This window comes from Comamonas sp. JNW, from assembly GCF_003105075.1.
GTDB classification, from domain to species: domain Bacteria; phylum Pseudomonadota; class Gammaproteobacteria; order Burkholderiales; family Burkholderiaceae_C; genus Comamonas; species Comamonas squillarum.
Map to the genome: position 1 here is coordinate 66,682 of NZ_QETI01000009.1, position 25,039 is coordinate 91,720.

Genomic DNA, 25,039 nt, shown 5'->3' on the forward strand with positions numbered 1-25,039 from the left:
GCACGGGTGCCCAACTGAGGCTGCAGCTGCGTAGGCGGAGGAGAAGATTCAGACATGGTACGACGCTATCGGTGAAAAGCAGGAGCAGGACCGCTGCTGCGCTGCCAGTCCGCACCCCATGGAGTCGCCACCAGAGTACAAGTTCGCAGAACGCCAAGTTTAGTCTGCAACCCTAGGGATAGCCCGGGGACCCGCGAAATGCCCAGCAACACGCTCCATGTATTGGCGCGGGGGCATTGCCCGTAACGGTGGAGCGCAAACGCCCCAGCCACCCGCCTAGCGCAGGCCCGCAATATAGTCCGACACCGCCTTGATTTCCTTGTCGTTCATCTTGGCGGTGACGCCGGTCATCTGCAGGCTGTTGCCACGCTTGCCATCGCGGAAATCATGCAAGGTCTTGCTGACGTAGTCAGCGTTCTGGCCAGACAGGCGCGGGTACTGGGCCGGAATGCCCGCACCATTGGGGCTGTGGCAGCCCGCGCAGGCGGCAATCTGGCGGTCGGGCAGGCCGCCGCGGTAGATGCGCTCGCCCAGGGCAACGGCGTCCTTGTCCTTGGCAAAACCCAGCTTGCCCGGTTTGCTGGCCAGCCAGGCCGAGATATTGAGCATGTCCGCATCCGACAGGCCGGCAACCATGCCCTGCATCACCGGGTCCTTGCGCTTGCCGGATTTGAACTCCTGCAGCTGCTTGAGCAGGTACTCAGGATGCTGCTGCGAGAGTTTGGGGTTGATGGCGATGGAGGCATTGCCATCGGCATTGTGGCAGGCGACGCAGACGGCGGTGTAGCTGGCCTCCCCCTTGGCCAGGTCCGGCTTGGGCGAACGGTTGGGCGTCTCGGACGCCGAATACACAGAAACGGAAGAAAAAGCCAGTACAGCCGTTGTCAGCAAAGGGGCGATCAACTTCATATCGTGGGTCTTTGTCTGGTTTATGGGTATAAGGCCAAAGCGGCCAGATTCTACAATGATGCCTTAGATAGACTCGAACGCACATGACGACAACACCTAGTACCCCCCAAGCCGTTGCAGACACGCCAAGCCCAGGCATTGATGGCAAGGCGGCTTTGGGCTGGATGCACACCGCCCGCTTTTTCACCACCGCTGCGCAGTTGCACCAATTGCCTGTCGTCGATGTGCCCGAGTTCGCCTTTGTGGGCCGCTCCAATGCGGGCAAGTCCACATCGATCAATACGCTCACCCAGCAGAACCAGCTGGCCTTTGCCTCGAAAAAGCCCGGCCGCACCCAGCACATCAACCTGTTTTCGCTGGGCAAGAAGGGCGTGACCGATGCCGTGCTGGCCGACCTGCCCGGTTACGGCTATGCCGCCGTCTCGCGTGAAGACAAGAAGCGCTGGCAGCAAGTCATGGTGAACTACCTCGTCAGCCGCCCCAGCCTGACAGGTATTGTGCTGCTCTGCGACCCGCGCCTGGGCCTGACCGAGCTGGACGAAGCCCTGCTCGACATCATCCGCCCCCGCGTGGAGCAAGGTCTCAAGTTCTTGATTTTGCTCACCAAGGCCGACAAGTTGACCCGCGTCGAGCAGGCCAAGATCCTGTCCATCACCAAACTCAATGCCGGCGGCGGAGAGGTGATGCTGTTCAGCGCGTTAAAGAAGCAGAATGTGGACAAGGTCGCTCAGCTGCTGTGGCAGTGGTCGCACCCGGAAGGACTGGTCAGCCTGGAGGCCGCGCCTGCAGCGCCAGACGCCGCTGCAGACAAGCAATAAACTGCACGAACGCCAGCCAAGGCGCTCAACAACAAAGGCCCGAAAGGGCCTTTGTTGTTTATGCTTAGTTGTTTATGAATAGAGCGAAGGCTCGCCTTCGGGCCGGGTCTTGAAGCGCTTGTGCACCCAGTAGTACTGGGGCACCATGGTGCGGATTCGGGCTTCCAACTCACGATTCTGGCGCGTGGTATCAGCCACTACATCGTCAGTGGGAAAATCCTGCCAGGCCGGAGAGATGGTGACTTCGTAACCCTCCGGCGTCAGCCGCGTATACATGCCGATCACCTTGGCCTTGCCCAGCCGCGCAAAGCGCGACAGCGACGGAATGGTCGCTGCCACCTGGCCAAAATATGGCACAAACAGCGAGTCGCTCGGGCCAAAGTCCATGTCCGGCAACAGGTACAACAGCCCATGGTCCTTGCGCAGGCTGGCAATGATGGGCTTGATGCCGTCGTCGCGGTTGAGCATGCGCACATCGCCAAAGCGCTGGCGGCCCTTGCGGATCCAGGCATCGACATCGGCATTGGGCTGGGTCGAAAAGATCGACGTGAAGGGCCGGCTGCAGTAGATGGTGAGCGCCGTGCCCCCGGCATCCATGCTGTAGAAATGCGGCGCAAAGATGATGGTCGGCGTATCGCCTTCCAGCTCTTCGAGCGCCCCCGTCATGCGGGTGCGTTTCTCCAGCGTTTTTTGTGGTGCAAACCACAGCCAGCTGCGGTCCAGCCAGGTTTGGCAGAACACCACAAAACTCTGCTTGGCCCATGCCCGACGCTGCTCAGCGCTGGCTTCGGGAAAGCACAGCTCCAGATTGCGCAGCGCAATGCGGCGGCGCGATGGCACCAGATAGAACAGCACCCGACCCATCAACCAGCCCAGACCGCGCAAGACCGACAAAGGCAGGTGCGACATCAGCCACATCCACCCGATAAACAACTTACCCATGCTTTTGACCTTCCGAGGGAGCGGCAGCGAGGCTGCGCGGCTGCTTGTAGCGCGCATAGCCCCAGAGGTATTGCTCGGGACTGTCGCGGATCAAGCGCTCCATTTCCTGGTTGATCTGCAGCACGGCGGCTTCGGCCTCCTGGGCCAGCGGGGCCTGCAGGCCGCGCACATACAGATCAAAGCCCCGGCCCAGGGGCCGGCGCACACAGCGCGCCAATATAACAGCCGCACCGGTCTGCTGGGCCAACTTGGCGGCCAAGGTCATCGAGTAGGCGGGCTTGCCAAAAAAAGGCACCCACATGCCCTGGCCATCGGGCGGCACCTGGTCGGGCAGCAGTCCCACGCTATGGCCTTGGCGCAAGGCCTTGATCATCTGCCGCACCCCCGCCATCGTCGTCGGCGCCGAGGCCAGACCGGGGCGCGCGCGCGCCGTCTCCATCAGCTTGGCCAGCCAGGCATGGCGCGCCGGGCGGTACAGCACCGTGATGGGGCCGTGCACCACACCCCAGCGCCGCGCCATGTACTGGGCTGACAGCTCAAAGCAGCCCATGTGCGGGGTCAAAAACACAATGCCCCGGCCATCGGCCAACGCCTGCTCGATGACATCAGCCCCATGGATATCGCAGGGCAGCGGCGCGCCAAACCACAGGCGTGGCACCTCAGCTACCATGCGGCCGGCATGGGCCACGGCCTTTTTCACATCGGCAAAACGGTAACCCGCCTGCTGGGCATTGGCCAGAAAGCGCCGGCGGTAGGTGGGCGAGGCCCCGAAAGTGAGCCAGCCCAGGCCAGCGCCCAGGCCATGCAATAGCCACAACGGCAGCGCAGCAAATAGTCGAAACAAGAAAGGCATTAGAATGTGTCGGTCGCTGAGTTAAAGAGCAACTTGCAGGGCGACGTTAAAAACAAACTGCTAAAGCGTTCGCCAGGCTCCTTCAAGGCTCGGGCAACGCAATTGCCCAAGCTTTGAAGGAGTTTTTTGTTTATGGCAAACAGCGATTTTCTGTTTACCTCGGAATCAGTGTCCGAAGGCCATCCCGATAAAGTAGCCGACCAGATCTCTGATGCGATTTTGGACGCTATTTTCACCCAAGATCCACACAGCCGCGTGGCAGCAGAGACACTGACCAACACCGGCTTGGTGGTATTGGCAGGCGAGATCACCACCGGCGCCAACGTGGACTACATCCAGGTGGCCCGCGACACCATCAAGCGCATCGGCTACGACAACACCGACTACGGCATCGACTACAAGGGCTGCGCGGTGCTGGTGGCCTATGACAAGCAAAGCCAGGACATCGCCCAGGGCGTGGACAAGGCCAGCGATGACGAGCTGAACACCGGCGCTGGCGACCAGGGGCTGATGTTTGGCTATGCATGCGACGAAACGCCCGAGCTGATGCCCGCGCCGATCTACTACGCCCACCGCCTGGTCGAGCGCCAGGCCCAGCTGCGCAAGGATGGCCGCCTGCCTTTCCTGCGCCCTGACGCCAAGAGCCAGGTCACCATGCGCTATGTGGACGGCAAGCCCCACAGCATCGACACCGTGGTGCTGTCCACCCAGCACAGCCCCGACCAGTCGGAAACCGCCACCAAGATGAAGGCCAGCTTCACCGAAGCCATCATCGAAGAGATCATCAAGCCCGTGCTGCCGTCGGAATGGCTGCAGGACACCAAGTACCTGATCAACCCCACCGGCCGCTTCGTCGTGGGTGGCCCGCAGGGCGACTGTGGCCTTACCGGTCGCAAGATCATTGTGGACACCTACGGCGGTGCCTGCCCCCACGGCGGCGGTGCGTTCTCCGGCAAGGATCCAACCAAGGTGGACCGCTCTGCCGCCTACGCTGCCCGCTACGTCGCCAAGAACGTGGTCGCTGCCGGTCTGGCGCGCCAGTGCCAGGTGCAGGTGGCCTATGCGATCGGCGTGGCCCGCCCGATGAACATCACCGTCTACACCGAAGGCACCGGCGTGATCCCCGATGCCGACATCGCCAAGCTGGTGGCCGCGCACTTTGACCTGCGCCCCAAGGGTATCATCCAAATGCTGGATCTGCTGCGCCCGATCTACAGCAAGACGGCGGCGTATGGCCACTTTGGCCGTGAGGAGCCGGAGTTTACTTGGGAAAGAACCGACAAGGCAGCAGTGCTGCGCGCTGCTGCGGGCCTGTAAGGCCCCGAGCGCAGCGAGTTTGTCGGTTCTTCGGCGCAGGCTCACATCGCTTGCGATGTGAAGGGCCGCCAGGCCCGGCCGAAGCCAAAGACCGCTGACAGCCAGCAGTGCTGCGCGCTGCTGCGGGCCTGTAAGGCCCCGAGCGCAGCGAGTTTGTCGGTTCTTCTGCGCAGGCTCACATCGCTCGCGATGTGAAGGGCCGCCAGGCCCGGCCGAAGCCAAAGACCGCTGACAGCCAGCAGTGCTGCGCGCTGCTGCGGGCCTGTAAGGCCCCGAGCGCAGCGAGTTTGTCGGTTCTTCGGCGCAGGCTCACATCGCTTGCGATGTGAAGGGCCGCCAGGCCCGGCCGAAGCCAAAGACCGCTGACAGCCAGCAGTGCTGCGCGCTGCTGCGGGCCTGTAAGGCCCCGAGCACAGCGAGTTTGTCGGTTCTTCGGCAAAGGCTCACATCGCTTGCGATGTGAAGGGCCGCCAGGCCCGGCCGAAGCCAAAGACCGCTGACAGCCAGCAGTGCTGCGCGCTGCTGCGGGCCTGTAAGGCCCCGAGCGCAGCGAGTTCGTCGGTTCTTCGGCGCAGGCTCACATCGCTCGCGATGTGAAGGGCCGCCAGGCCCGGCCGAAGCCAAAAAACCGACAAGGCTGCATTGCTTCGTGCTGCTGCCGGTCTGAAGTAATTCAGGTCAGTCTTCGCAAGAAATCCGCTCGGAGTGATCCAGCGGATTTTTTCATGGGTGCTCGTCAGTCCAGCCAACGCATTCACAGCCCCCGCGCACTCAGCGCCAGCTGCAGCCTGAACTCCGGCCGCACCCGGTGCAGTTGCGCCGGCCGATGCGCGCCTCCGGCCTGCATTTGGCCCGGCACGGGCTCGAGCATGCCCAGCTCGTCCATCTTGCGGCGAAAGCTCACCTTGTTCAGCGGCTCGCCCAGAATGCTTTCATAGACCTGCTGCAGCTGCGGCAGGGTAAAGCTCTCGCCAAAGAAATGCACCGGCAGCGAGGAGTACTGGCTCTTGCTGCGCACCCGCGCCAGCGCTGCCTGCAGGATCTGCCCATGGTCAAACGGCAGCTGGCCGGTGGCAGCGACCGGCACCATCTTCAGCCCCTGCCTTGGCGTGGGGAGCTTTTGCTGCGGGATCAGCGCGCAATAGCTGATGGCGACCGACCAGCCGCGTGGGTCACGCGCCGGCCCGCTAAAAGTGGCCAGCTGCTCCAGGTACGCGTCTTCAATCCCCGCCTTGCTGCGCAGTACGCGGGCGGCACTGGCATGGGCGTCGGCGTCTTCTTGCGCATGGATGTAGCCGCCCGGCAAAGCCCATACCCCGGCAAACGGCGCGCGCTCGCGCTGCACCAGCACGACGCTCAGCACCCCGTCCACCAAGGTCAGCACCACCACGTCCACCGTGGTCAGCACCTGGATGGAGGCGGTTTCACTTTGCATCATTTCTGTACCAAGTCCTTTTCATGAAGGGCAGTATGCCGCTGCAGCTACCCAGAATCAATAAAAACATAGGCTTCATGCAAAAGATTTCCTGCAAGCCCTCTTCATTAGTTAGTTGCAAAAATATTTTAACAAGCGTAGACTGCCTCACATCGAAGGAGAAAGACATGCGCCAACGCACACAGCTGCTCATCATCGACCCGCAAAATGACTTTTGCGACCTGCCGCCAGCCTGGCTCCCCAGCAACGCGGCAAGCCCCGCGCCTTATGCCCCCAGCCTGCCGGTGGCGGGCGCCCATGCGGACATGCGACGCCTGGCGCAGTGGCTGCTGCAGCATGCCTCGCAGCTCGATGGAATCACCGTCACGCTCGACTCCCACCAGGCCTACGACATTGCCCACCCCGCCTTCTGGCAGCAAGGCGATGGCAGCCCGGTGCAGCCTTTTACCGCCATCACCGCTGCGCAGCTGCGCGAAGGCAGTTTCAGGCCTCGCAACCCGGACGAGCTGGCCCGTACCCTCGCCTACCTCAATGCGCTGGAAGCCCAGGGCCGCTACACCTTGATGGTCTGGCCGCTGCACTGCGAAATCGGCAGCATTGGCCATGGCGTGCATGCCGACATCCTGACCTCCTGCCGCCAATGGCAAAGCCAGCGCCAGCGCGCGGTGCGCCATGTGTTCAAGGGCATGAATCCGTTGACCGAGCACTACAGCGCCATCTGCGCCGAGGTACCCGATGCGCAAGACCCGGAAACCCAGTTGAACACCGCCTTGCTGCAGCAGCTGGCGCAGGCCGATACTTTGGTGATCGCCGGGGAAGCGGGCAGCCACTGCGTGCGCGCCACCACCGAGCACATCGTGCAGCATATGGCGCCGCTGTGGGGCGCGGAGGATTTCTCGCGCATTGTCCTGCTGACCGACTGCATGAGCCCTGTGGCCGGCTTTGAAGCGGCACAAGACACCTTTTTGCAGCAGATGCGCGCCCTCGGTGTACGCTGCTGCACCAGCACGGCTTTCAGCTTATAAGCCGTTTGGCCATTGGTGCTTGAGGGACAAGCGCTGATGGATCGTATTTTTGACAGAGAAAGACGCGGTATGCAGCCCATTATCACCAGCCTGCTCGACACCGATTTGTACAAATTCACGATGTGGCAGGCCATGCTCCATCGCCACCCGCAAACCCAGTCCACCTACCGCTTTGTCTGCCGCTCGCAGACCGAGTTTCCGCTGGTAGATCTGCTGGCCGAAGTGCGCGCCGAGATCGACGCGCTGTGCGCGCTGAAATTCAAGAAGGACGAGCTCGACTACCTGGCCAGCCTGCGCTTCATGAAAAGCGATTTCATCGACTTTCTGCGCATCTTCCAGTTCCAGCGTGATTTCATCGAGGTCGAGCCCGATGGTGACGGCCTGCACATCGTTGCCCATGGCCCCCAGGTGCATGTGATGGGCTTTGAGATCTTTGTGCTGTCCATCGTCAACGAGCTGTACTTCCGCCGCTTTGAGCAGGCCAGCGCGCTGGCCGAGGGGCGAAAGCGCCTGGGGGCAAAAATAGTGCGTCTGCAGGAGCTGGCACAAGAGGCCAAGCACCGCCACCCCTTTGAGCTGTTTGATTTTGGCGTGCGCCGGCGCTTTTCCGCCCCCTGGCAGCGCGAGGTGGTTCAGGCCTTTGCCACGCAGACCGCGCAGTGGTTCAAGGGCACCTCCAACGTGCTGCTGGCGCGCGACCTGAACCTGGTGCCCATTGGTACCATGGCCCATGAGTACCTGCAAAGCTACCAGGCCCATGGCGTGCGCCTGCGTGATTTTCAGATCGCCGCGCTGGAAGACTGGGTGCAGGAATACCGGGGCGACCTGGGCATTGCGCTGACCGACACCGTCGGCATGGACGCCTTCCTCGCCGATTTCGACATGTACTTTGCCAAGCTGTTCGACGGCTTGCGCCATGACTCGGGCGACCCCTACGAATGGGGCGAAAAGGCACTGGCCCACTATGCCAAGCTGCGTATCAATGCGCATGCCAAGCGCCTGGTGTTCTCCGATGGCCTGACCCTGGACAGCGCGCTGGCGCTCTACCAGCACTTTGCCGATCGTATCCAGTGCGGCTTTGGCATTGGCACCCAGCTGGCCAACGACATGGGCCTCAAGCAGCTCAACATCGTGATGAAGCTCACCCACGCCAATGGCCAGCCAGTGGCCAAGCTCAGCGACAGCCCAGGCAAGACCCTGTGCGACGACGAGACCTACCTGGCCTACCTCAAGCAAGTGTTCCATGTGACGCAGTAAGGAGCCGCGATGCTCAAGATCACCCTGGCCCAGCTCAACCCCACCGTGGGCGATATGGACGGCAACATCGACCAGATGCTGGCCGCCGCCCGCCAGGCGCAGGCTGAAGGCGCGCAACTGGTCGTGTTTGCCGAGCTGTCGCTGACCGCCTACTACCCCGGCGACCTGCTCGACGAGCCCGATTTTCTGGCCCGCGTCGATGCCGGCATTGCCCGCCTGTTGCAAGAGAGCCAGCAACTGCCCGATCTGCACTGGGTGCTGGGTGCGCCCACCCGCGCCGCCGGCCCCGGCAAGCATCTGCACAACAGCCTCTTGGTGCTGCACAACGGCGCCATCCGCCTGCAGTACGACAAGCAGCTGCTGCCCACCTACAACATCTTTGACGAGCGCCGCCACTTCGAGCCCGGCCGCGACGTGGCCAAGGTGCTGCGTATCGGCCAGATGCAGGTCGGCTTTCTGATCTGCGAGGACGGCTGGAACGACAGCGGCGCTGACTACGCCACCAACCCCTTCGAGCGCATGGCCGATGCTGCGCCCGATGTGGTGGTCAGCATCAATGCCAGCCCCAGCCACCTGGGCAAGCGCGAGGAGCGCCACCAGATCTTCAGCCATGCTGCGCGCCGCCATGGCCTGCCGATTCTGTATGTCAACCAGATCGGGGGCCAGGACCAGATCGTGTTCGATGGCGCATCGTTTGCGGTACAGCCCGAGCGCGGCATTGTCTGGGAGGCGCCGCGCTTTGTGCAAACCGTCTGCACGCTGGGCTTTGACAACGGCGACTTCTGCCTGCCCGATGGCACACGGCCCGCCACCCCTCCGGCAGAAGGCCTGCCGACGATGGAGTTCTACCGCCAGCAGACCATTCTGGGCCTGCGCGACTATGCGCGCCGCTGCGGCTTTCGCCAGGTGGTGGTCGGCAGCTCCGGCGGTATCGATTCGGCGCTGACCCTGGCCTTGGCGGCCGAGGCGCTCGGCCCCGAGAACGTGGTCGGCATCACCATGCCCTCGCGTTACTCCTCCAGCGGCTCGGTGGACGATTCGGTGGCGCTGTGCCGCAACCTGGGCATTGCGCTGCACACGCACCCGATTGCCGACTTGGTACAGGGCTATGCCCAGCAGTTCGAGACCAGCTTTGGCGCGCCCTTGCAAGGCCTGCCGCTGGAGAACGTCCAGGCCCGCATTCGCGGCACCATCCTGATGGAGTACAGCAATGCTTTTGGCCACCTGCTGCTGACCACGGGCAACAAGTCCGAGATCTCGGTGGGCTACTGCACCTTGTATGGCGACACCAACGGCGGCCTGGGCCTGATCGGCGACCTGTACAAGACAGAGGTGTTCGCGCTCGCGCGCCATATCAACGCCAGCGCCGGGCGCGAGATCATCCCCCGGGCCATCATTGACAAGCCGCCGTCGGCCGAGCTGGCCCCCGACCAGAAGGACGAGGACAGCCTGCCGCCCTATGCCGTGCTCGACGAGATCCTCAAGATCCTCATTGAAGGCCAGCGCCTGTCGAGCCTGGAGTACGACGCCGCGCGCCTCTTTGTCGATCGCTTTGTACAGACCGAGGCAGGACGCCAGACCCTCGCCAAGGTGCAGCGCATGGTCCACCGCAGTGAGTACAAGCGCCGCCAGGCGCCGCCCATCCTGCGCCTGCGCCCACGCGCCTTTGGCACCGGCCGGCAAATGCCGATTGCGGCCTACTACCCGTAAGACCCCTTTGCAAAACCGCCTGCCGTGCTCTGAACCTGGGCCCGGGCGATCCGCCTCCATCCCATTCGGCGCGGGTCTTGCAGAGGATCCTCAAAGGCAAAGGGCGGCGACCCGGCACATCCACAGCGCATAATCCCCAACCAGCACCCCAGCAGGCACCAAGACAACGAGACATGACCGCAGCTACCGAGCACTATGACCTGGCCGTACTGATTGGCCGCTTCCAGCCTCCGCACCTGGGCCATCTGGCCTTGCTGCAGCAGGCGCTTGCCCGCGCCAGCAAGGTGGTGGTGGTATTGGGATCTGCGCTGCAGGCCCGCAGCCCCAAGAACCCCTTCACCTGGCAAGAGCGTGCGCAGATGTTTGCTGCAGCGCTCTGCCCCGCCGATGCAGCGCGCCTGGTGTTTGTGCCCATCCGCGATTACTATGACGAGCCGCGCTGGGTGACCGCCGTGCGCGAAGCCGTCACCAGCCACAGCACGCCTGGCGCCCGCATTGGCCTGGTGGGCCACTTCAAGGACGAAAGCAGCAGCTACCTGGCCCACTTCCCCGGTTGGGAGCTGGTCAGCCTGCCGCGCCAGAACAGCATCGACGCCACCCCCATCCGCGATGCCTACTTTGGCACGCAAGGCGATGGCTCTGCAGCAAGCCTCGCCGCCTTGGCCGATATGCTGCCAGCCAGCTCGCTGCAGTTTCTGCAGCAGTTCCGCACCAGCGCAGAATACGCCGCGCTGCACACCGAATGGCAGATGCTGCGCCGCTACCATGCCTCCTGGGCGGCAGCGCCCTACCCGCCCATCTTTGTCACCGTCGATGCATTGCTGCGCTGCGGCAACGAGGTGCTGCTGATCCGCCGTGGCCATGCACCGGGCAAGGGCTTGCTGGCCCTGCCCGGCGGCTTTGTCGAGCCGCGCGACAGCCTGTGGCAATCCTGCCTGCGTGAGCTGCAGGAAGAGACGCATTGCGCGCTGGACGAGTCGCAACTGCAGGCCAGCCTGCAATCGGTGACCGTGTTCGACCACCCCGACCGCAGCCAGCGTGGCCGCACCATCACCCATGTGCACTATTTCGACCTGCAGCGCAGCCCCAAGCCTGCGGTGCGTGCCGACGATGATGCAGCCGAGGCCTTTTGGCTCAGCATCGATGCGATACGCGCCCGCGAGGCCGAGTTTTTTGAGGACCATTTCCAGATCGTGCAGAAAGTACTGGCGGGCAACGGACAATAGCGCCCATGCAAGCCTTTGTCTCCAACCGCCAAGGTGCCCGCTGGCCCTGGCTGCTTATTGCCGTGCTGGTGCTGCTGGGTATCGGTCGTTTTCTGGCGTTCAGCGCGCACACACCGGTGCTCGGCTACCCAAACAACTTCGATTTCCTGCGTACCTCGGGCTGCGTGGGCATCTGGAACTTTGACGCCCAGTCCGAAGCCTTCCACAGCCCCGCACCTGACCGGGTAGTGCCATTGCTGCACTACAACGACGAAAGGCTTTGGCAGTTCTGCAATCCGACGGCCGAAACCATTTACCTGAGTGCCCTCAAGCTCGGCCACAGCGTGGGTGACACCTTCCCCATCCAGCACCTGGCCTACACCAAATTGGCTGTCTTGCTGCTGGCCTATGCAGCGTTGATGTGGGCCTTGCGCAGCATGCGCCTGCGCGTTTTTCTCAGTGCCTGCTTTGTGCTGCTGTGGTGGGACATGAGTACCTTGCTGTACTTTCAGTCGCTCTACCCCGTCTTTAGCAGCCTGTTCTTTTCCTTGTTCGTAGTGGTGGCCCTGCTGGCCTGCCGACTGGATGTGTTCTCGCGCAGCGCCTGGGCCTCGCTGCTGCTGGCGGTGCTGACCTTCATGCTGGGGTTTTCCAACCAGCAGTATTTTTACCTGGCCATCGTGCTGGCTGCCGCCTTCGTGCTCTTCAATGGCAGGCAGTACCGCTTGCACAGCGCCGCCATGCTCTGCGCGGTGCTAGTGGCCAGCCTCTGCCATAGCTATCTGCGCCCCGCACAAAGCCAGGAATTCTATGCCGGCATCGACCGTGTCAACCGCACCGACACCATTTTCTATGGTGTGCTGATGCACTCCAGCAAGCCTGAGGAGGCAGCCGTCAGCCTCGGGTTGCGTCCCGAATGCGCGCAAATGGCCGGGATTGGTGCGCATGCCTTCAACCATGGTCTCAAAGAGAATATTTGCCCCGAAGTTGCCAGCATCAGCCGATTGAAGCTGCTGAACCTGGCTGTCCAGCAGCCAGCCACCATCGCCAAGACACTGCTCGCGGGCACAGAAGCCTACCAACCGGTCTATGGCTTTTTCCCGCAGCTCTACCCCCACCATGCCAGTGAGCTGTCTCCTGGCATGTATGCCAGCTCGCCCTCATCGTTGATGGTGAGTGCCCCACGGGGCCTGTACCTGGGGATGGTTGCGGTCATGGCCGTGCTGGCCGCTGGCGCCTTTATCTATGCGCTGCTGCCCCGTGGGCGCCAATCGCTTTGGGCACACGCCATCTGGATCGGCGGCTTGCTGTGTTTCTACAGCATCTTCAGCTCGGTATTTGGCGACGGCATGGTCGAGGTCGAACGCCATGCAGCCGTTTTCCTGCCAGGCTTCATCTTGCTGTGGCTGGGGGCGCTCTTTGGCCTGCTCGATCGCCTGCATGCGGCAAGATAGCGCCATGCCCGTGACCCCACCCTCGCCCTACCACCGCCTGCAAGGTCTTGTGCGCCTGATGCGGCCACGCCAGTGGATCAAGAACGGCTTTGTGCTGGCGCCGCTGGTGTTCACGGGTTCGTTCACCAACCCCCACGCCGTGCTGCAGGCCTTGTTGGCCATGCTGCTGTTTTGTGTCGCCTCCTCGGCCACCTATATCGTCAACGACCTGCGCGACATCGAGCAAGACCGCAAGCACCCCCGCAAATCTCTCAGCCGTCCCCTCGCGGCAGGCTTGGTAACGGTACGTCAGGCGCTGCTATTGCTGCTGATGCTGTATGCGCTTTTACTCGCAGCCTGGCCAGTGGCTGCGCAGGTGCTGCAGGTGATTGCTGCCTACCTGGCGCTGAACCTGGCCTATAGCTACTACCTCAAGCACCAGCCTGTGCTGGATATTTTCACGATCGCCATCGGCTTTGTGCTGCGCGTATGGGGTGGTGCGCAGGCGCTGCAGGTGCCGATCAGCTCGTGGATGTTTGTTACCACGCTGTGCCTGGCCCTGTATCTGGCAGCGCTCAAGCGGCGCCAGGAGCTGCTGCAAACGGGTACCGAGGCCCGGGCGGTATTGCAGAAGTACTCGGTATCGCTGGTGGAGCGCTACGCAGAAATCGCCGCCACCGGCGCGCTGCTGTTCTACAGCATGTTTGTGATGTCGGTCCGCCCGCAGCTGGTGGTGTCCATACCGCTGGTCCTGTTCGGCCTGTTTCGCTACTGGTATGTGGTGGAAAAGCTCGACGGCGGTGAGTCGCCTACCGATGCCTTGCTCAGCGATCTGCCGCTGCTGCTGACGGTGCTGGCCTGGGTGCTGGTCTGCCTCTGGGCGCTGGCGGGCCTGAAAGGATAAGCATGGACCTGTCGTATCTGCTGACCCCGCTGCTGGCCTGGCTGGTTGCTGGCTCGCTCAAGTTTCTGATCAACAGCTTGCGCGCGGGCAAGCCCGCCTTTGGCTTGATCGGCTACGGCGGCATGCCCAGCAACCACAGCGCCATTGTCAGCAGCATGGCTGCGCTGGTCGCGTTCAAACAGGGCATTGGCCACCCGGCGTTTGGCGTCGCGCTGACCTTGGCCTTCATCGTGGTGCTCGATGCCAGCAGCCTACGCAGGCAGGTGGGCCAACATGCGCAGGCCATCAACCGCCTCCAAGCGCAAGCTCCCGATGCGGCACCCACCGCCCCGCCGCTGCGCGAACGCATGGGCCACAGCCTTGCCGAGATTGTGGGCGGCGTGGTCTGCGGCATCCTGCTGGCCTGGGCGGTGCAGGCCTGGTTGCCGTTGTACGATTGAGTCTTTGCTTGCCAGCGCCCCAGCGGCTTTTTCGTATGCCCTTGACCATCCGCCCCGCCACCATCGACGACACCGACACCATCCTGCGCTTTGTGCGCGATCTGGCCGTCTATGAAAATGCCGAGCACGAGGTGCTCGCGACCCCCGCCCATGTGCACAAGACCATGTTCAGCGAGGGTGCCACGGCGCATGGCCTTATCTGCGAGCAGGAGGGCCAGGCCATTGGCTTTGCCGTGTATTTTTTCAACTACTCCACCTGGCAGGGGCGCAATGGCCTCTACCTGGAAGACCTGTACGTCGACCCCAGCCACCGTGGCAGCGGCGCGGGCAAGGCCTTGCTGCGCCATCTGGCGCGCATTGCCGTGGACAAGGACTGCGGGCGCTTCGAGTGGAGCGTGCTGGACTGGAACACGCCATCGATCCAGTTCTATGACAGCCTGGGCGCCAAGCCGCAGAGCGAATGGATCCGCTACCGGATGACCGGCGAGGCGCTGGAGGCCTTTGCCAAGGGGTGATGCCTCACAGCGGCTGGCGCCGCCGTGTGCCATTCAGACCCCGCCAGGATGAGACGAATGCCAAGGCGCAGCCCGGATGCCCGGAGGCCCGGAGAGGCCGAGCCACCGCCTCAGATCGCTGCGGGGTCAAAATCCAGCTGGTAGTTTTGCGGGCCGCGTGCTGCGATCTTCAAGGCGCCCATGCGGTTGCCCAGTTCCACACAGGTGCGCAGCGGGCGGCCCTGCTCCAGGCCCCAGAGCAGACCACCGCGCCAGGCATCGCCGCAGCCGGTCGGGTCGACCACGGCCGTGGCCTGGATGCCAGGCACATGCATGCGCTCGCCGTTTTCCCAAAGATCGCAGCCTTCGGCACCCAAGGTCACCATCAGGCCCTGCACCTGGGTAGAGATCTCGGCAAACGACAGGCCGGTGCGCTCGCTCAGCATCTTGCCTTCGTAGTCGTTCACCGTCACCCAGGTGGCCAGGCTGATGAAATGGCGCAGGTCATTGCCATCGAACATCGGCAGGCCCTGGCCGGGGTCAAACACAAAGGGAATGCCAGCGGCATGCAGCTGCTCGGCGTGCTGGAGCATGGCGTCACGCCCATCGGGCGCGACGATGCCAATGGCTGCGCCGCAGTCCTTGGTGATGGTGTTTTCATGGGCCTGCATCATCGCACCGGGGTGGAAGGCGGTGATCTGGTTGTTGTCCATGTCGGTGGTGATCATGCACTGGGCGGTGTAGTGGTCGTCGAGCTTTTTGATAAAGCGCGTATCGATACCCAGCTGCTTGAAATGCGCGACATAGCCGTCGCCATCATGGCCCACCACGGCCATTGGCAGCGCCTGGCCGCCCAGCAGGTGCAGCGCATAGGCAATATTGCCGGCGCAGCCGCCAAAATCGCGGCGCAAGGTCGGCACGAGAAAGGACACGTTCAGGATATGGATCTGATCGGGCATGATCTGGTCGGCAAAGCGGCCCGAAAATGTCATGATGTTGTCAAATGCGAGCGAGCCGCAGATCAGCGAAGCCATGAAGCTATTCTTTCTGTTATCAAAAATTCAAGGGTAGAACGCCAGCACGCGGTAGCCCACGACATCACCTGCCGCCTCTGCCACCTGGATGACCATCTCTGCCGTCCACTCGCCATGCGCGTCCAGCGCGGCAGGCGCCTGCAGCTCCTGCGGAGTCAGCACACGGCGCAGCACCAGTTTTTCTGCCGCGTCATTGAGGCTCAGCTCCAGCGCAGGGACCGCCACCGGATTGTCGGCACCATTGCGCAAGACCACGCGCAGCCGGAACTGGCGCGGCCCCACGGCGTTGAAGCTGGTGCTGTCGATAGACACGGCCTGCAGTTGCCTAGGCGGCGCAATCTCGCAGCCCGCGAGGCGGCAAGCGGCTTGCAATGCCGGGCGCCATTGGGGTTGGGCCAGGGCCAGGCGGTCACGCTGGGTCAGCGCGATCTGCAGCAGCAAGGCCGCCAACAGCAGCAGGCTGAGCAACAGCGACAGCACGACGACCCAGGGCTTGCGCCAGAAGGCCTTGCGCTTGGCAGCGCGCACAAAACCTGGCTCGGCCACGGCATCCATGCCGGCAGAAGCGGCGGTGTCGGTAGCGGCTGCGTCGGCCACCACTGCATCGGCCGCCGCAACGGCCTCATCCATCTGCGCCACATAGTTGGTCGGTGCAGCCAGCGAGGGCTCCCGCTTGCCGGCATCCAGGGTTCTGCCAGCCATCTCGGGCGCCAGCAGCAGCCCATCCTCTTGCCGCGCCGCCGGGCCGGGGGCGGACAGACCATGGGCGCTGCTCTGCCTCAAATACGGCGGAGGTGAAGCCGGCTCCTGGACCTGCAGCTCTTTTGCAGCAGGGGCAGCGGCAGCTGCCACCACATCCTCCACGACCAGCGGTGCGGCCTCATCCAGCAGCGCGGGCTGCGCTGGCTCTGGCGGCACAGGCGCTGGTACGGGCTTTTGGCGCTCGGCAATGGCCTCCAGCAGACGGCCCTCGCGGGCTTGCAGTTCCGCCAGGTCGTCAGTGGCCGAAAAGTCCACCCGGCTGCTGCGCAGCGATTCCGGGCGCTGGTCGGCCATCGGCTGCCATTCGCTCTCCAGGCCGCTGCGGTCCTGGCCCGCAGGTGGCGCGGCGGGGGTCTGCGCCTCGGCCTCGTCCCCATAGGCCTGCATCCAGGACGAGTCCACATAGCCGGAATCCCCGCTGGCATTGGCGCGGCGCGGAAACACCAGCACCGACAGCTCGGGCACCTGGGCATGGGGGTCGACCTGCAGCGAGTTCTCCGTCCGCAGCACTGCAGCCCCCGCCTGCGCCGGCTCTGGGCTGGGCGTAGGGACAGCAGGCGAGGCCACCTGCGATGGAGCCACCACCGGGGCCTGCGTGGCGACAGCGGGATGCTCAGCCGGCGCCTGCGTGCCTGCGGGCGCTGCCGCCGGTGCACTGGCCGCCAGGTGCGTGAGCGCATCAAACACCGCCTTGCACTTGCCACAGCGCACCCAGCCATCAGAGATGCGCAATTGGTCATCCACCACCTTGAAGCGGGTCTGGCACTGGGGGCAACGCGTTATCTGGCTCATCGCAGTGGATTGTAGGGTCAGAAGTTCAGCGGCCTGTCCCGGTGGCGGAATCTGCTGCGCGCCGTGCTGTCATCAGCACCCAGCCGTCTTCGGTATCGGCCACGTCCAGCTGCAGATAAGGGGCGTAAGCGGCTTTCAGCTCATCGGTCTGGCGCTCCAGGATACCGGCCAGCACCAGGTGGCCACCCTGGGCCACATGGGCGCAGAGCAAGGGGGCCAGCACCTTCAGCGGCGTAGCCAGGATATTGGCCAGCACCGTCTGGTACTCGCCTTGCGCTGCATCAGGCAAGCCGGCGCGCAGCTGCACATGGTTGGCCTGGGCGTTGTATTCGGTCGATTCCACGGCAGCGGTGTCAATGTCCACCGCATCAATGTCCACCGCACCAAACTTGGCGGCGCCAATGGCCAAAATGCCGGAGCCGCAGCCGTAGTCCAGCACACGGCCCAGATCCTGGCCTTGCGCGCCGCGCTGCGCAATCCAGCGCAGACACATGCGGGTGGTGGGGTGGGTGCCGGTGCCAAAGGCCAGGCCCGGGTCCAGACGGATGCTGCGGGTCGCGGCCGCTGGCAGCTCATGCCAGGTGGGCACAATCCAGAATTCCGGCGTGATATCCACCGGGGCGAACTGCGATTGGGTCAGGCGCACCCAGTCCTGCTCGGCCACCTCACGGATGCCCAGCAGGCTGCAGCCGGCAAAGAAATCCTGCAGCTGCAGCAAGCTCTGCGCCTCTTCGGCCGCAGCGCGCTGCGGGAACAGCGCCACGATGCGGCTGCGCTGCCAGCCATCCTTGGGCGGCGGCATGCCGGGCTCGCCAAACAGTGCCTGCTCGGCATCGGTCTGGGCATCGGCATCTTCGACCGAGACGCTGAGCGCATCGAGCGCATCCAGCGCTTCGCTCACGCTCTCGACCCGGTCTTCCGGGCACATCAGGCACAGTTCGTACATGACAGGGTTTCCTTAATGCAAAAAGCTGGCATTCCCTTGGAAATGCCAGCATCTATCACGATGAAAGGGGGCGCATCAACGCTTGCGCGCAGCCAGCCACTCTTCCAGATAGTGGATATTGGTGCCGCCGGCATTGAACTTGGCATCGACCATCAGCTCCGAATGCAGCGGGATATTGGTCGAAATCCCTTCGACCGCCGTCTCCAGCAGCGCAGTGCGCATGCGGGCGATGGCCTGCTCGCGGGTGTCGCCATAGACGATCAGCTTGCCGATCATCGAGTCGTAGTTCGGTGGCACAAAGTAGTTGGCGTACACATGCGAATCGACGCGCACACCCGGACCGCCAGGCATGTGCCAGGTGGTGACCCGGCCAGGCGATGGCGTGAACTTGTAGGCATCTTCGGCGTTGATCCGGCATTCGATCGCATGACCGCGCATCTGCGCGTTGATCTGGCGCTGCGTGAACGGCAGTTTCTCGCCAGCGGCCACCATGATCTGGGTGCCGACGATATCCACGCCAGTGATCCATTCGGTCACCGGGTGCTCGACCTGCACACGGGTGTTCATCTCGATGAAGTAGAACTCGCCGTTTTCGTACAGAAACTCGAAGGTACCCGCACCGCGGTAGCCGATCTTCTTGCAGGCGGCCACGCAGCGGTCGCCGATCTTCTCAATCAGGCGGCGTGGAATGCCAGGGGCCGGCGCCTCTTCAATCACCTTCTGATGGCGGCGCTGCATGGAGCAATCGCGCTCGCCCAGGTAGACGGCGTTCTTGAACTTGTCGGCCATCACCTGGATTTCGATGTGGCGCGGGTTCTGCAGGTACTTTTCCATGTACACCGCAGGATTGCCGAACGCAGCACCAGCTTCGGCCTTGGTCATCTGCACGGCATTGACCAGCGCAGCCTCGGTATGCACCACGCGCATGCCACGGCCACCGCCGCCGCCTGCGGCCTTGATGATCACCGGGTAGCCGATGGCCTTGGCAATGCGGCGGATCAGCGCGGGGTCATCGGGCAATTCGCCATCAGAGCCAGGCACGCAAGGCACACCAGCCTTGATCATCGCCTGCTTGGCCGAGACCTTGTCACCCATGATGCGGATGGACTCGGGCGTCGGGCCAATGAACTGGAAGCCGCTCTTTTCCACACGCTCGGCAAAGTCGGCGTTCTCGGACAGAAAGCCGTAGCCAGGGTGGATGGCCTCGGCGTCGGTCACTTCGGCCGCCGAGATGATGGCCGGCATGTTCAGATAGCTTTGGGCCGACGGCGCCGGGCCAATGCAGACGGCCTCATCGGCCAGCTTCACATACTTGGCGTCGCGGTCCGCCTCGGAATAGACCATCACGGCCTTGATGCCCAGCTCGCGGCAAGCGCGCTGCACACGCAGTGCGATCTCTCCGCGGTTGGCAACCAGAATTTTCTTGAACATGGGCGAGGCCTTATTCAATGATGAACAACGGCTGACCAAATTCCACGGCCTGGCCGTTTTCGCCCAGGATCTGCTTGATCGTGCCGGACTTGTCGGCTTCGATCTCATTGAGGATCTTCATCGCTTCAATGATGCACACGGTGTCGCCTTCCTTGACCTGGCTGCCGACCTCAACAAAGGCCTTGGCGCCGGGAGCGGACGAGCGGTAGAACGTGCCCACCATCGGTGACTTGACCGTATGGCCTTGCGCCGCAGCGGGAGCAGCTTCTGCCGGCGCAGCGGCAGCAGCGGGGGCTGCTGCAGGGGCCGCAGCGGGCAACACGGGCGCCGCCATCACTTGCTGCACCACAGCGCCGCCGCCCTTCACAATGCGAACCTTGCCTTCTGCTTCGGTGATTTCCAACTCCGAGACATTCGATTCGGACACGAGATCGATCAGGGTTTTCAGCTTGCGTAAATCCATGGGAGCTCCAACGGCTAAAAAATCAAACAGGGCGCAAATTTACTCCAATTTCGCCCTATTTGACTCAATATCTTTGATTTTTGATCAACGGCACTACTGCCGTCCCGGCTTGCACACCTTATAGACTTGCCCAATTTTGCAAGTCAGATGCAAGAAGTTGCCCCATTTTACGATGTTGAACGTCACCTTGCCTACCAAATACCACTGTGAACGGTAGGCCGCCTGCGGAATTGCCCAGGTCGCGCGTCAGCTGCGTGCCACCCATGCCGGCAATCCCCACAGGGAAGGCCAGCGGCGTGCGCTGCAAAAAACGCTGCACCGCCGCATCCTGGTCCACCGCCAAACCCACCACCTGCCAGCCCTTGGCGCGCTGCGCTTCGTAGAACTGGTTGAGCATCGGCAGCTCTTCAACACAAGGCGGGCACCAGGTGGCCCAAAAATTCAGCAGCAAAGGCTTGCCCTGGAAGGCCTGCATGCGCACTTCGGTCTGCCCGCCAGGCGCAGCAAAGGCCTGGCTCCACAGCCCGTCCATCGCCGGGCCATTGGGCTCGGCCAAGCGGTGGCGCCACCAAGCCCAGCCCGCTCCGGCAGCCAAAGCGGCAGCCGCCACGCCACCGGTCAGCAGGCGCCGACGGCTGGCGGCGGCCTGCGGTGGCAAGGTTTGCGCTGCATCAACAGGTGCGCGTTCAGGTGTCGGCATGGGGCATCACTCCGTGGGTGGGGTCAGCAGGCGGCGCACCGCCTCCAGCGAGCCGCGCGGCGTGCGGCCCTGGGCATCGGGCTTCAAGGCGCCGCGCAGGTCATCCAGGTCGTAGACCAGGTAGTGCACACCAATGCTCTCATTGAGCGGTTTGCAAAAGCTGCTGATCGACAAGGCATCCACCGTCTCACCGTGGAAACCGTTGATCGACGATACCTCATAGCGCACGCCATGGTCAATCAGCGCAATCTCAGCCGATTTGGAGTCATCGCAGAACAACTGAATGTATATATCAGACAGGCGCGTGGCCGTACCATTCCAGACGGCACCTACCAGATAGGGCCGGAAAGCCTCCATGCGCTCCATCCACAGCACGGCCATCTCGCGCAATGCCCGCAACTCGGCGGGCTGGGTGTCGGCGCAGAACAGCTCCAGGTACTCGCGCACCGCCGCTTCCAGTACCTCGTTATCGGGCAGAGCGGTGCGGCCCGGCAGCCCCAGCTGCTTGACGGCGCGCTTCTTGGCCGGCCCCCACTCCAGGCCTTCCTCCACCACCATGCGTGCGGCGGTGTTGGCGATTTCCCAGCTTGCATCAGTCTTCATGCATTCCATTGTGTCGGATTTGCATGGCCCCTGCGGCACTTGCTTGCAATTACAGCCGCCCAGAGCGCGGCTTATATCCGGACGCGCCGTAGAATCGACGTCCATGCACATTCATATTCTGGGTATCTGTGGCACCTTTATGGGTGGCGTGGCCGCACTGGCACGCGAGGCTGGGCACAAGGTGACGGGCTGCGACAGCGGCGTCTACCCGCCGATGAGCGACCAGCTCCGCGCGCTGGGCATCGAGCTGATCGAAGGCTTTGGGGCCGACCAGCTCGCGCTGCAGCCCGATATGTACGTGGTCGGCAACGTCGTAAGCCGTGCGCGCCTGGACGATGGCTCGCCCAAGTTTCCGCTGATGGAGGCCATCCTCGACACCGGCGCTCCCTACACCAGCGGCCCCCAATGGCTGGCCGAGCATGTGCTGCAGGGCCGCCATGTGCTGGCCGTGGCCGGCACCCATGGCAAAACCACGACGACCTCGATGCTGACCTGGATTCTGGAGGCCGCCGGCCTGCAGCCGGGCTTTCTGGTCGGTGGCGTGCCACTCGATTTTGGCGTCTCCGCCCGCCTGGGTGCGCCCACCCGGCCCGGCGGTGGCGACCCACGCCCCGTCTTTGTGATCGAGGCCGACGAATACGACACCGCCTTTTTCGACAAGCGCAGCAAGTTTGTGCACTACCGCCCCCGCACCGCCGTGCTGAACAACCTGGAGTTTGACCACGCCGACATCTTTGATGACCTGGCAGCGATTGAGCGCCAGTTCCACCACCTGGTGCGCACCGTGCCCGCCAGCGGCCGCGTGGTGGCCAATGGTGTTGAAGAGAGCCTGACCCGTGTGCTGCACCAAGGCTGCTGGAGCGAAGTGGTGCGCTTTGGCGCTGCCATCGACGACATGCGCGCCGAAGGCGACCCGTCGAACTTTGAAGTGTTCTATAAAGATGCGCCCGCCGGCAAGGTGCAATGGGGCCTGAGCGGCGTGCACAACCAGATGAATGCGCTCGCTGCCATCGCTGCGGCCCAGCATGTGGGTGTGGCGCCCGCAGAAGCGGCCCAAGCCTTGTCGCGCTTTCAGAACGTCAAACGCCGCATGGAATTGCGCGGCACCGCTGCCGGCATCCAGGTCTACGACGATTTTGCCCACCACCCCACTGCCATCCGCACTACCCTAGATGGCCTGCGCCAGCAGGTGGGCGCGCAAACCCGCATCCTTGCAGTGTTTGAGCCGCGCAGCAACACGATGAAGCTGGGCACGATGAAGTCACAGCTGCCCTGGTCGCTGGAATCGGCCGACCTGGCCTTTTGCCACACGGCCGGCCTGGACTGGGACGCCGCCCAGGCGCTGGCCCCCATGGGTGCCCGCGCCCAGACCGCAGGCAATATCGACAGCCTGATCGCCCAGGTGCTGCAGGCGGCCATGGCCGGAGACGTGATTGTCTGCATGAGCAATGGCGGCTTTGGTGGTATCCACGACAAATTGCTGCAGGCGCTTGCGGTCCGGGGTTGATAGGCCCGCCAACATCAAGAAAAAGGCGAGCCCCCAGCTCGCCTTTTTGCTGACAGAGACCTCAACATTAGGCCAGCGGCACCAGCATCATGGAGCCGTTTCCTGCGCACGCCTGCGTTTGGCCAGCTGACGGTAACCCATGGGTCCCAGCACCACGGCAGCTGCCAGCACCCATAGGATGGTGCAGACCGTGCTGGCCCAGAGGATGGTGACATCGCCATTGGTGATGGACAGCGCACGCCGCAGGTTTTGCTCCATCATCGTGCCCAGCACAACGCCCAGCACCATCGGCGCCATGGGCATCTGGAGTTTGCGCAGCAGGTAGCCGATCACGCCGATGGCGACGACCGCCATCAGGTCAAAGGTCGTGGCACTGATGGCATAGACACCGATAAAGCTGATGGCCAGGATACCCGGCACCAGCAGCCAGCCCGGGATGGACAGCATCGAGGCAAACACCCGCACCATCGGGATGTTCATCACCAGCAGCATCACATTGGCAATCAGCAGCGAGGCGATCAAGCCCCAGACCAGCGCGGGTTGCTGCTCAAACAGCACCGGGCCGGGAGTGATGTTGTAGAGCGTGAGCGCGCCCATCATCACGGCCGTCGTCCCCGAGCCAGGGATGCCCAAGGTCAGCATGGGGATGAACGAGCCGGTAGCGGCACTGTTGTTCGCCGCCTCAGGCGCGGCCAAGCCACGCATGTCTCCCTGGCCAAATTTGGCATCCGGGTCTTTGTCTTCTATATAGCGCTTCTCGTTGGCATAGGCCACGGCCGACGCCACGCTGGCGCCCGCCCCTGGCAATACGCCCATCACAAACCCGAGCAGGCTGCCACGGATGGTGCTGCCGGAGGTTAAGCGCAGCTCGCGCAGATTGAAGAGCTTGCGTTGGCTGGGCGGCACTTCCACGCTTTGGCCCGAGAGCTTGTTCTCCAGCATTTGCAGCATTTCCGCGACGGCAAACAAGCCAATGACAACGACGACAAAATCCAGACCATCGGCCAAGTGTGGGATATCGAAGGTATAGCGGTAAACGCCGGAGTTGGCATCCACCCCGATTGTCGCAATCGACAGCCCGATGGCCGCCGCCAGAACCCCTTTAATGGGTTGCTCCCCCAACAAGCTGGTGAGCGCACAGAAGGCAAACACCATCAGCACAAAGTATTCCGCCGGGCCAAACGCCAAGGCCCACTGCGCCAGAAAGGGCGCAAACGCGGTGATACCGACAATGGCGATGAGGGAGCCGACAAAGGAGGACCAGGCCGACAGGGACAGCGCCACGCTCCCCAACCCCTGGCGCGCCAGCGGGTAGCCATCCAGCGTGGTCATCACCGCAGCCGCCTCGCCGGGCACATTGATCAGGATCGAGGTGATCCGGCCTCCATATTCCGCACCGACATAGACAGCGGCCAGCAAGATCAAGGCGGTATCGGGCGGCAAGCCCATCGCAAAGGCGATCGGCACCAGCATGGCGACCCCGTTCGTCGGGCCCAGCCCCGGCAGCACACCGACGATGGTGCCAAAGAACGAGCCAATCAGCGCCACGAGCAAGTTGGTGCCCGAGAAGGCAACACCAAAACCCAGGGAGAGGTTATCCAGCATCGCGCTCATAGCAGCCCCTCCAGCCAGCCCAATGGCAGCACCACGTCCAGCAAGCGGTCAAAAAGAACATAAAACAGCACGCTCAGGCTGGTGCCGCCAATCCCGCACTGCAGCCAGCTGCCACCAAAGAGCCGGCCCACGCAGGCGGAAACCACGGCCGTGGCCAGCACAAAGCCGGCCCACTGGAACAGCCCGGCGTACACCAGCACCAGCGCCACCATCAGCGCAATGCGGCTGTTGGCCCCGGGCGGGTTGGGCGCAGCCGGGTTGCCGCCTTTTACGGCAAGGCGCAGGCCACACAAGCCAATCACTGCGGCCAGCAACAAAGGAAAGGCGCGCGGACCCACCGGCTCGTAGGCAAATGCTGCCTCCAGCCCGTGTCCAAACCACGCCAGAAAGGCCGATAGCAGCAGCGCCGCCACGCCCAGGGTGCGATCATTGAGAACCATAGATA

General features: G+C 63.3%; 24 protein-coding genes. 11 read left to right on the forward strand and 13 right to left on the reverse strand.

The window, feature by feature from the left end; translation table 11 throughout:
* Positions 1–276: 276 nt before the first annotated feature.
* Positions 277–909 (reverse strand): c-type cytochrome, encoded by a 633-nt coding sequence (locus DCO45_RS14325; RefSeq protein WP_116926463.1) that lies wholly within the window; start codon positions 907–909, stop codon positions 277–279.
* Between the two features lie 83 nt (positions 910–992).
* Between DCO45_RS14325 and yihA the strand changes: the two genes are divergently transcribed.
* Positions 993–1,727 carry a ribosome biogenesis GTP-binding protein YihA/YsxC gene (gene yihA, locus DCO45_RS14330; protein ID WP_116926464.1) on the forward strand — a complete coding sequence of 245 codons (735 nt, stop codon included), beginning with the start codon at positions 993–995 and terminating at the stop codon, positions 1,725–1,727.
* Between the two features lie 72 nt (positions 1,728–1,799).
* Here yihA and DCO45_RS14335 read toward each other — a convergent pair whose 3' ends face one another.
* Together DCO45_RS14335 and DCO45_RS14340 are read right to left on the reverse strand one after the other, a co-directional pair.
* Positions 1,800–2,669 (reverse strand): lipid A biosynthesis acyltransferase, encoded by an 870-nt coding sequence (locus DCO45_RS14335; RefSeq protein ID WP_116926465.1) that lies wholly within the window; start codon positions 2,667–2,669, stop codon positions 1,800–1,802.
* Entirely contained in the window at positions 2,662–3,522 is an 861-nt protein-coding gene (locus DCO45_RS14340; RefSeq protein WP_116926466.1) for a lysophospholipid acyltransferase family protein, read from the reverse strand. Before DCO45_RS14340 ends, DCO45_RS14335 begins: the two co-directional genes overlap by 8 nt.
* Before the next feature lie 132 nt (positions 3,523–3,654).
* On the opposite strand from DCO45_RS14340, the gene metK reads away from it, so the two are divergent.
* On the forward strand, positions 3,655–4,839 hold the full coding sequence (metK, locus tag DCO45_RS14345; RefSeq protein ID WP_021026133.1) for a methionine adenosyltransferase: 1,185 nt from the start codon (positions 3,655–3,657) through the stop codon (positions 4,837–4,839).
* Positions 4,840–5,593: 754 nt separating this feature from the next.
* Here the strand turns inward: metK and DCO45_RS14350 are convergent.
* Positions 5,594–6,274 carry an NUDIX domain-containing protein gene (locus tag DCO45_RS14350; RefSeq protein ID WP_232539435.1) on the reverse strand — a complete coding sequence of 227 codons (681 nt, stop codon included), beginning with the start codon at positions 6,272–6,274 and terminating at the stop codon, positions 5,594–5,596.
* A gap of 167 nt (positions 6,275–6,441) precedes the next feature.
* Between DCO45_RS14350 and DCO45_RS14355 the strand changes: the two genes are divergently transcribed.
* The 8 genes from DCO45_RS14355 (at position 6,442) to DCO45_RS14390 (ending at position 14,763) form a co-directional block, all read left to right on the forward strand.
* Positions 6,442–7,299, forward strand: coding sequence for a cysteine hydrolase (locus DCO45_RS14355; RefSeq protein WP_116926468.1), 858 nt, complete (start codon positions 6,442–6,444; stop codon positions 7,297–7,299).
* Between the two features lie 69 nt (positions 7,300–7,368).
* Positions 7,369–8,556: a nicotinate phosphoribosyltransferase gene (pncB, locus tag DCO45_RS14360; protein WP_021026135.1), complete on the forward strand. Its 1,188-nt coding sequence runs from the start codon at positions 7,369–7,371 to the stop codon at positions 8,554–8,556.
* A gap of 9 nt (positions 8,557–8,565) precedes the next feature.
* Entirely contained in the window at positions 8,566–10,266 is a 1,701-nt protein-coding gene (locus DCO45_RS14365) for an NAD+ synthase (protein WP_116926469.1), read from the forward strand.
* Between the two features lie 173 nt (positions 10,267–10,439).
* On the forward strand, positions 10,440–11,492 hold the full coding sequence (locus DCO45_RS14370; protein ID WP_116926470.1) for a bifunctional nicotinamide-nucleotide adenylyltransferase/Nudix hydroxylase: 1,053 nt from the start codon (positions 10,440–10,442) through the stop codon (positions 11,490–11,492).
* A gap of 5 nt (positions 11,493–11,497) precedes the next feature.
* On the forward strand, positions 11,498–12,925 hold the full coding sequence (locus DCO45_RS14375; RefSeq protein WP_116926471.1) for a hypothetical protein: 1,428 nt from the start codon (positions 11,498–11,500) through the stop codon (positions 12,923–12,925).
* A 4-nt stretch (positions 12,926–12,929) separates the two neighbouring features.
* Complete coding sequence (locus tag DCO45_RS14380) at positions 12,930–13,808, forward strand: decaprenyl-phosphate phosphoribosyltransferase (RefSeq protein WP_116926553.1); 879 nt, start codon at positions 12,930–12,932, stop codon at positions 13,806–13,808.
* Between the two features lie 2 nt (positions 13,809–13,810).
* Positions 13,811–14,248 carry a divergent PAP2 family protein gene (locus DCO45_RS14385; protein ID WP_116926472.1) on the forward strand — a complete coding sequence of 146 codons (438 nt, stop codon included), beginning with the start codon at positions 13,811–13,813 and terminating at the stop codon, positions 14,246–14,248.
* A 35-nt stretch (positions 14,249–14,283) separates the two neighbouring features.
* On the forward strand, positions 14,284–14,763 hold the full coding sequence (locus tag DCO45_RS14390) for a GNAT family N-acetyltransferase (RefSeq protein WP_116926473.1): 480 nt from the start codon (positions 14,284–14,286) through the stop codon (positions 14,761–14,763).
* Positions 14,764–14,873: 110 nt separating this feature from the next.
* Here the strand turns inward: DCO45_RS14390 and DCO45_RS14395 are convergent, their stop codons facing one another.
* The 7 genes from DCO45_RS14395 to DCO45_RS14425 form a co-directional block, all read right to left on the reverse strand.
* Positions 14,874–15,776 carry a carbohydrate kinase family protein gene (locus DCO45_RS14395; RefSeq protein WP_116926474.1) on the reverse strand — a complete coding sequence of 301 codons (903 nt, stop codon included), beginning with the start codon at positions 15,774–15,776 and terminating at the stop codon, positions 14,874–14,876.
* A gap of 27 nt (positions 15,777–15,803) precedes the next feature.
* Positions 15,804–17,330, reverse strand: coding sequence for a zinc-ribbon and DUF3426 domain-containing protein (locus DCO45_RS23255; RefSeq protein ID WP_243419359.1), 1,527 nt, complete (start codon positions 17,328–17,330; stop codon positions 15,804–15,806).
* Between the two features lie 25 nt (positions 17,331–17,355).
* Positions 17,356–18,276 carry a 50S ribosomal protein L11 methyltransferase gene (prmA, locus tag DCO45_RS14405; protein WP_021026144.1) on the reverse strand — a complete coding sequence of 307 codons (921 nt, stop codon included), beginning with the start codon at positions 18,274–18,276 and terminating at the stop codon, positions 17,356–17,358.
* Between the two features lie 75 nt (positions 18,277–18,351).
* Entirely contained in the window at positions 18,352–19,707 is a 1,356-nt protein-coding gene (gene accC / locus DCO45_RS14410) for an acetyl-CoA carboxylase biotin carboxylase subunit (RefSeq protein WP_021026145.1), read from the reverse strand.
* A gap of 10 nt (positions 19,708–19,717) precedes the next feature.
* On the reverse strand, positions 19,718–20,170 hold the full coding sequence (gene accB, locus DCO45_RS14415; protein WP_021026146.1) for an acetyl-CoA carboxylase biotin carboxyl carrier protein: 453 nt from the start codon (positions 20,168–20,170) through the stop codon (positions 19,718–19,720).
* A 118-nt stretch (positions 20,171–20,288) separates the two neighbouring features.
* The gene (locus DCO45_RS14420; RefSeq protein ID WP_116926475.1) at positions 20,289–20,870 is read right to left on the reverse strand and encodes a TlpA disulfide reductase family protein; all 582 of its coding nucleotides are present in this window, start codon (positions 20,868–20,870) and stop codon (positions 20,289–20,291) included.
* Positions 20,871–20,876: 6 nt separating this feature from the next.
* Positions 20,877–21,473 (reverse strand): hypothetical protein, encoded by a 597-nt coding sequence (locus DCO45_RS14425; RefSeq protein WP_116926476.1) that lies wholly within the window; start codon positions 21,471–21,473, stop codon positions 20,877–20,879.
* A 103-nt stretch (positions 21,474–21,576) separates the two neighbouring features.
* Here DCO45_RS14425 and mpl point away from each other — a divergent pair, with 103 nt between their 5' ends.
* Complete coding sequence (gene mpl, locus DCO45_RS14430) at positions 21,577–22,980, forward strand: UDP-N-acetylmuramate:L-alanyl-gamma-D-glutamyl-meso-diaminopimelate ligase (protein ID WP_116926477.1); 1,404 nt, start codon at positions 21,577–21,579, stop codon at positions 22,978–22,980.
* Positions 22,981–23,067: 87 nt separating this feature from the next.
* On the opposite strand, the gene DCO45_RS14435 is transcribed toward mpl, so the two are convergent.
* Together DCO45_RS14435 and DCO45_RS14440 are read right to left on the reverse strand one after the other, a co-directional pair.
* On the reverse strand, positions 23,068–24,594 hold the full coding sequence (locus DCO45_RS14435) for a tripartite tricarboxylate transporter permease (protein WP_116926478.1): 1,527 nt from the start codon (positions 24,592–24,594) through the stop codon (positions 23,068–23,070).
* Complete coding sequence (locus tag DCO45_RS14440) at positions 24,591–25,034, reverse strand: tripartite tricarboxylate transporter TctB family protein (RefSeq protein ID WP_116926479.1); 444 nt, start codon at positions 25,032–25,034, stop codon at positions 24,591–24,593. Before DCO45_RS14440 ends, DCO45_RS14435 begins: the two co-directional genes overlap by 4 nt.
* Positions 25,035–25,039 lie beyond the last annotated feature (5 nt).

Coding starts and splice junctions, on each gene's coding strand:
- DCO45_RS23255 (WP_243419359.1), bottom strand. CDS start 17,330: ATGAGCCAGATAACGCGTTGCCCCCAGTGCCAGACCCGCTTCAAGGTG.
- DCO45_RS14435 (WP_116926478.1), bottom strand. CDS start 24,594: ATGAGCGCGATGCTGGATAACCTCTCCCTGGGTTTTGGTGTTGCCTTC.
- DCO45_RS14440 (WP_116926479.1), bottom strand. CDS start 25,034: ATGGTTCTCAATGATCGCACCCTGGGCGTGGCGGCGCTGCTGCTATCG.
- pncB (WP_021026135.1), top strand. CDS start 7,369: ATGCAGCCCATTATCACCAGCCTGCTCGACACCGATTTGTACAAATTC.
- DCO45_RS14395 (WP_116926474.1), bottom strand. CDS start 15,776: ATGGCTTCGCTGATCTGCGGCTCGCTCGCATTTGACAACATCATGACA.
- prmA (WP_021026144.1), bottom strand. CDS start 18,276: ATGTACGAACTGTGCCTGATGTGCCCGGAAGACCGGGTCGAGAGCGTG.
- DCO45_RS14380 (WP_116926553.1), top strand. CDS start 12,930: ATGCCCGTGACCCCACCCTCGCCCTACCACCGCCTGCAAGGTCTTGTG.
- DCO45_RS14325 (WP_116926463.1), bottom strand. CDS start 909: ATGAAGTTGATCGCCCCTTTGCTGACAACGGCTGTACTGGCTTTTTCT.
- DCO45_RS14420 (WP_116926475.1), bottom strand. CDS start 20,870: ATGCCGACACCTGAACGCGCACCTGTTGATGCAGCGCAAACCTTGCCA.
- mpl (WP_116926477.1), top strand. CDS start 21,577: ATGCACATTCATATTCTGGGTATCTGTGGCACCTTTATGGGTGGCGTG.
- DCO45_RS14375 (WP_116926471.1), top strand. CDS start 11,498: ATGCAAGCCTTTGTCTCCAACCGCCAAGGTGCCCGCTGGCCCTGGCTG.
- DCO45_RS14385 (WP_116926472.1), top strand. CDS start 13,811: ATGGACCTGTCGTATCTGCTGACCCCGCTGCTGGCCTGGCTGGTTGCT.
- DCO45_RS14370 (WP_116926470.1), top strand. CDS start 10,440: ATGACCGCAGCTACCGAGCACTATGACCTGGCCGTACTGATTGGCCGC.
- DCO45_RS14390 (WP_116926473.1), top strand. CDS start 14,284: ATGCCCTTGACCATCCGCCCCGCCACCATCGACGACACCGACACCATC.
- yihA (WP_116926464.1), top strand. CDS start 993: ATGACGACAACACCTAGTACCCCCCAAGCCGTTGCAGACACGCCAAGC.
- accC (WP_021026145.1), bottom strand. CDS start 19,707: ATGTTCAAGAAAATTCTGGTTGCCAACCGCGGAGAGATCGCACTGCGT.
- metK (WP_021026133.1), top strand. CDS start 3,655: ATGGCAAACAGCGATTTTCTGTTTACCTCGGAATCAGTGTCCGAAGGC.
- DCO45_RS14340 (WP_116926466.1), bottom strand. CDS start 3,522: ATGCCTTTCTTGTTTCGACTATTTGCTGCGCTGCCGTTGTGGCTATTG.
- accB (WP_021026146.1), bottom strand. CDS start 20,170: ATGGATTTACGCAAGCTGAAAACCCTGATCGATCTCGTGTCCGAATCG.
- DCO45_RS14365 (WP_116926469.1), top strand. CDS start 8,566: ATGCTCAAGATCACCCTGGCCCAGCTCAACCCCACCGTGGGCGATATG.
- DCO45_RS14350 (WP_232539435.1), bottom strand. CDS start 6,274: ATGCAAAGTGAAACCGCCTCCATCCAGGTGCTGACCACGGTGGACGTG.
- DCO45_RS14335 (WP_116926465.1), bottom strand. CDS start 2,669: ATGGGTAAGTTGTTTATCGGGTGGATGTGGCTGATGTCGCACCTGCCT.
- DCO45_RS14425 (WP_116926476.1), bottom strand. CDS start 21,473: ATGAAGACTGATGCAAGCTGGGAAATCGCCAACACCGCCGCACGCATG.
- DCO45_RS14355 (WP_116926468.1), top strand. CDS start 6,442: ATGCGCCAACGCACACAGCTGCTCATCATCGACCCGCAAAATGACTTT.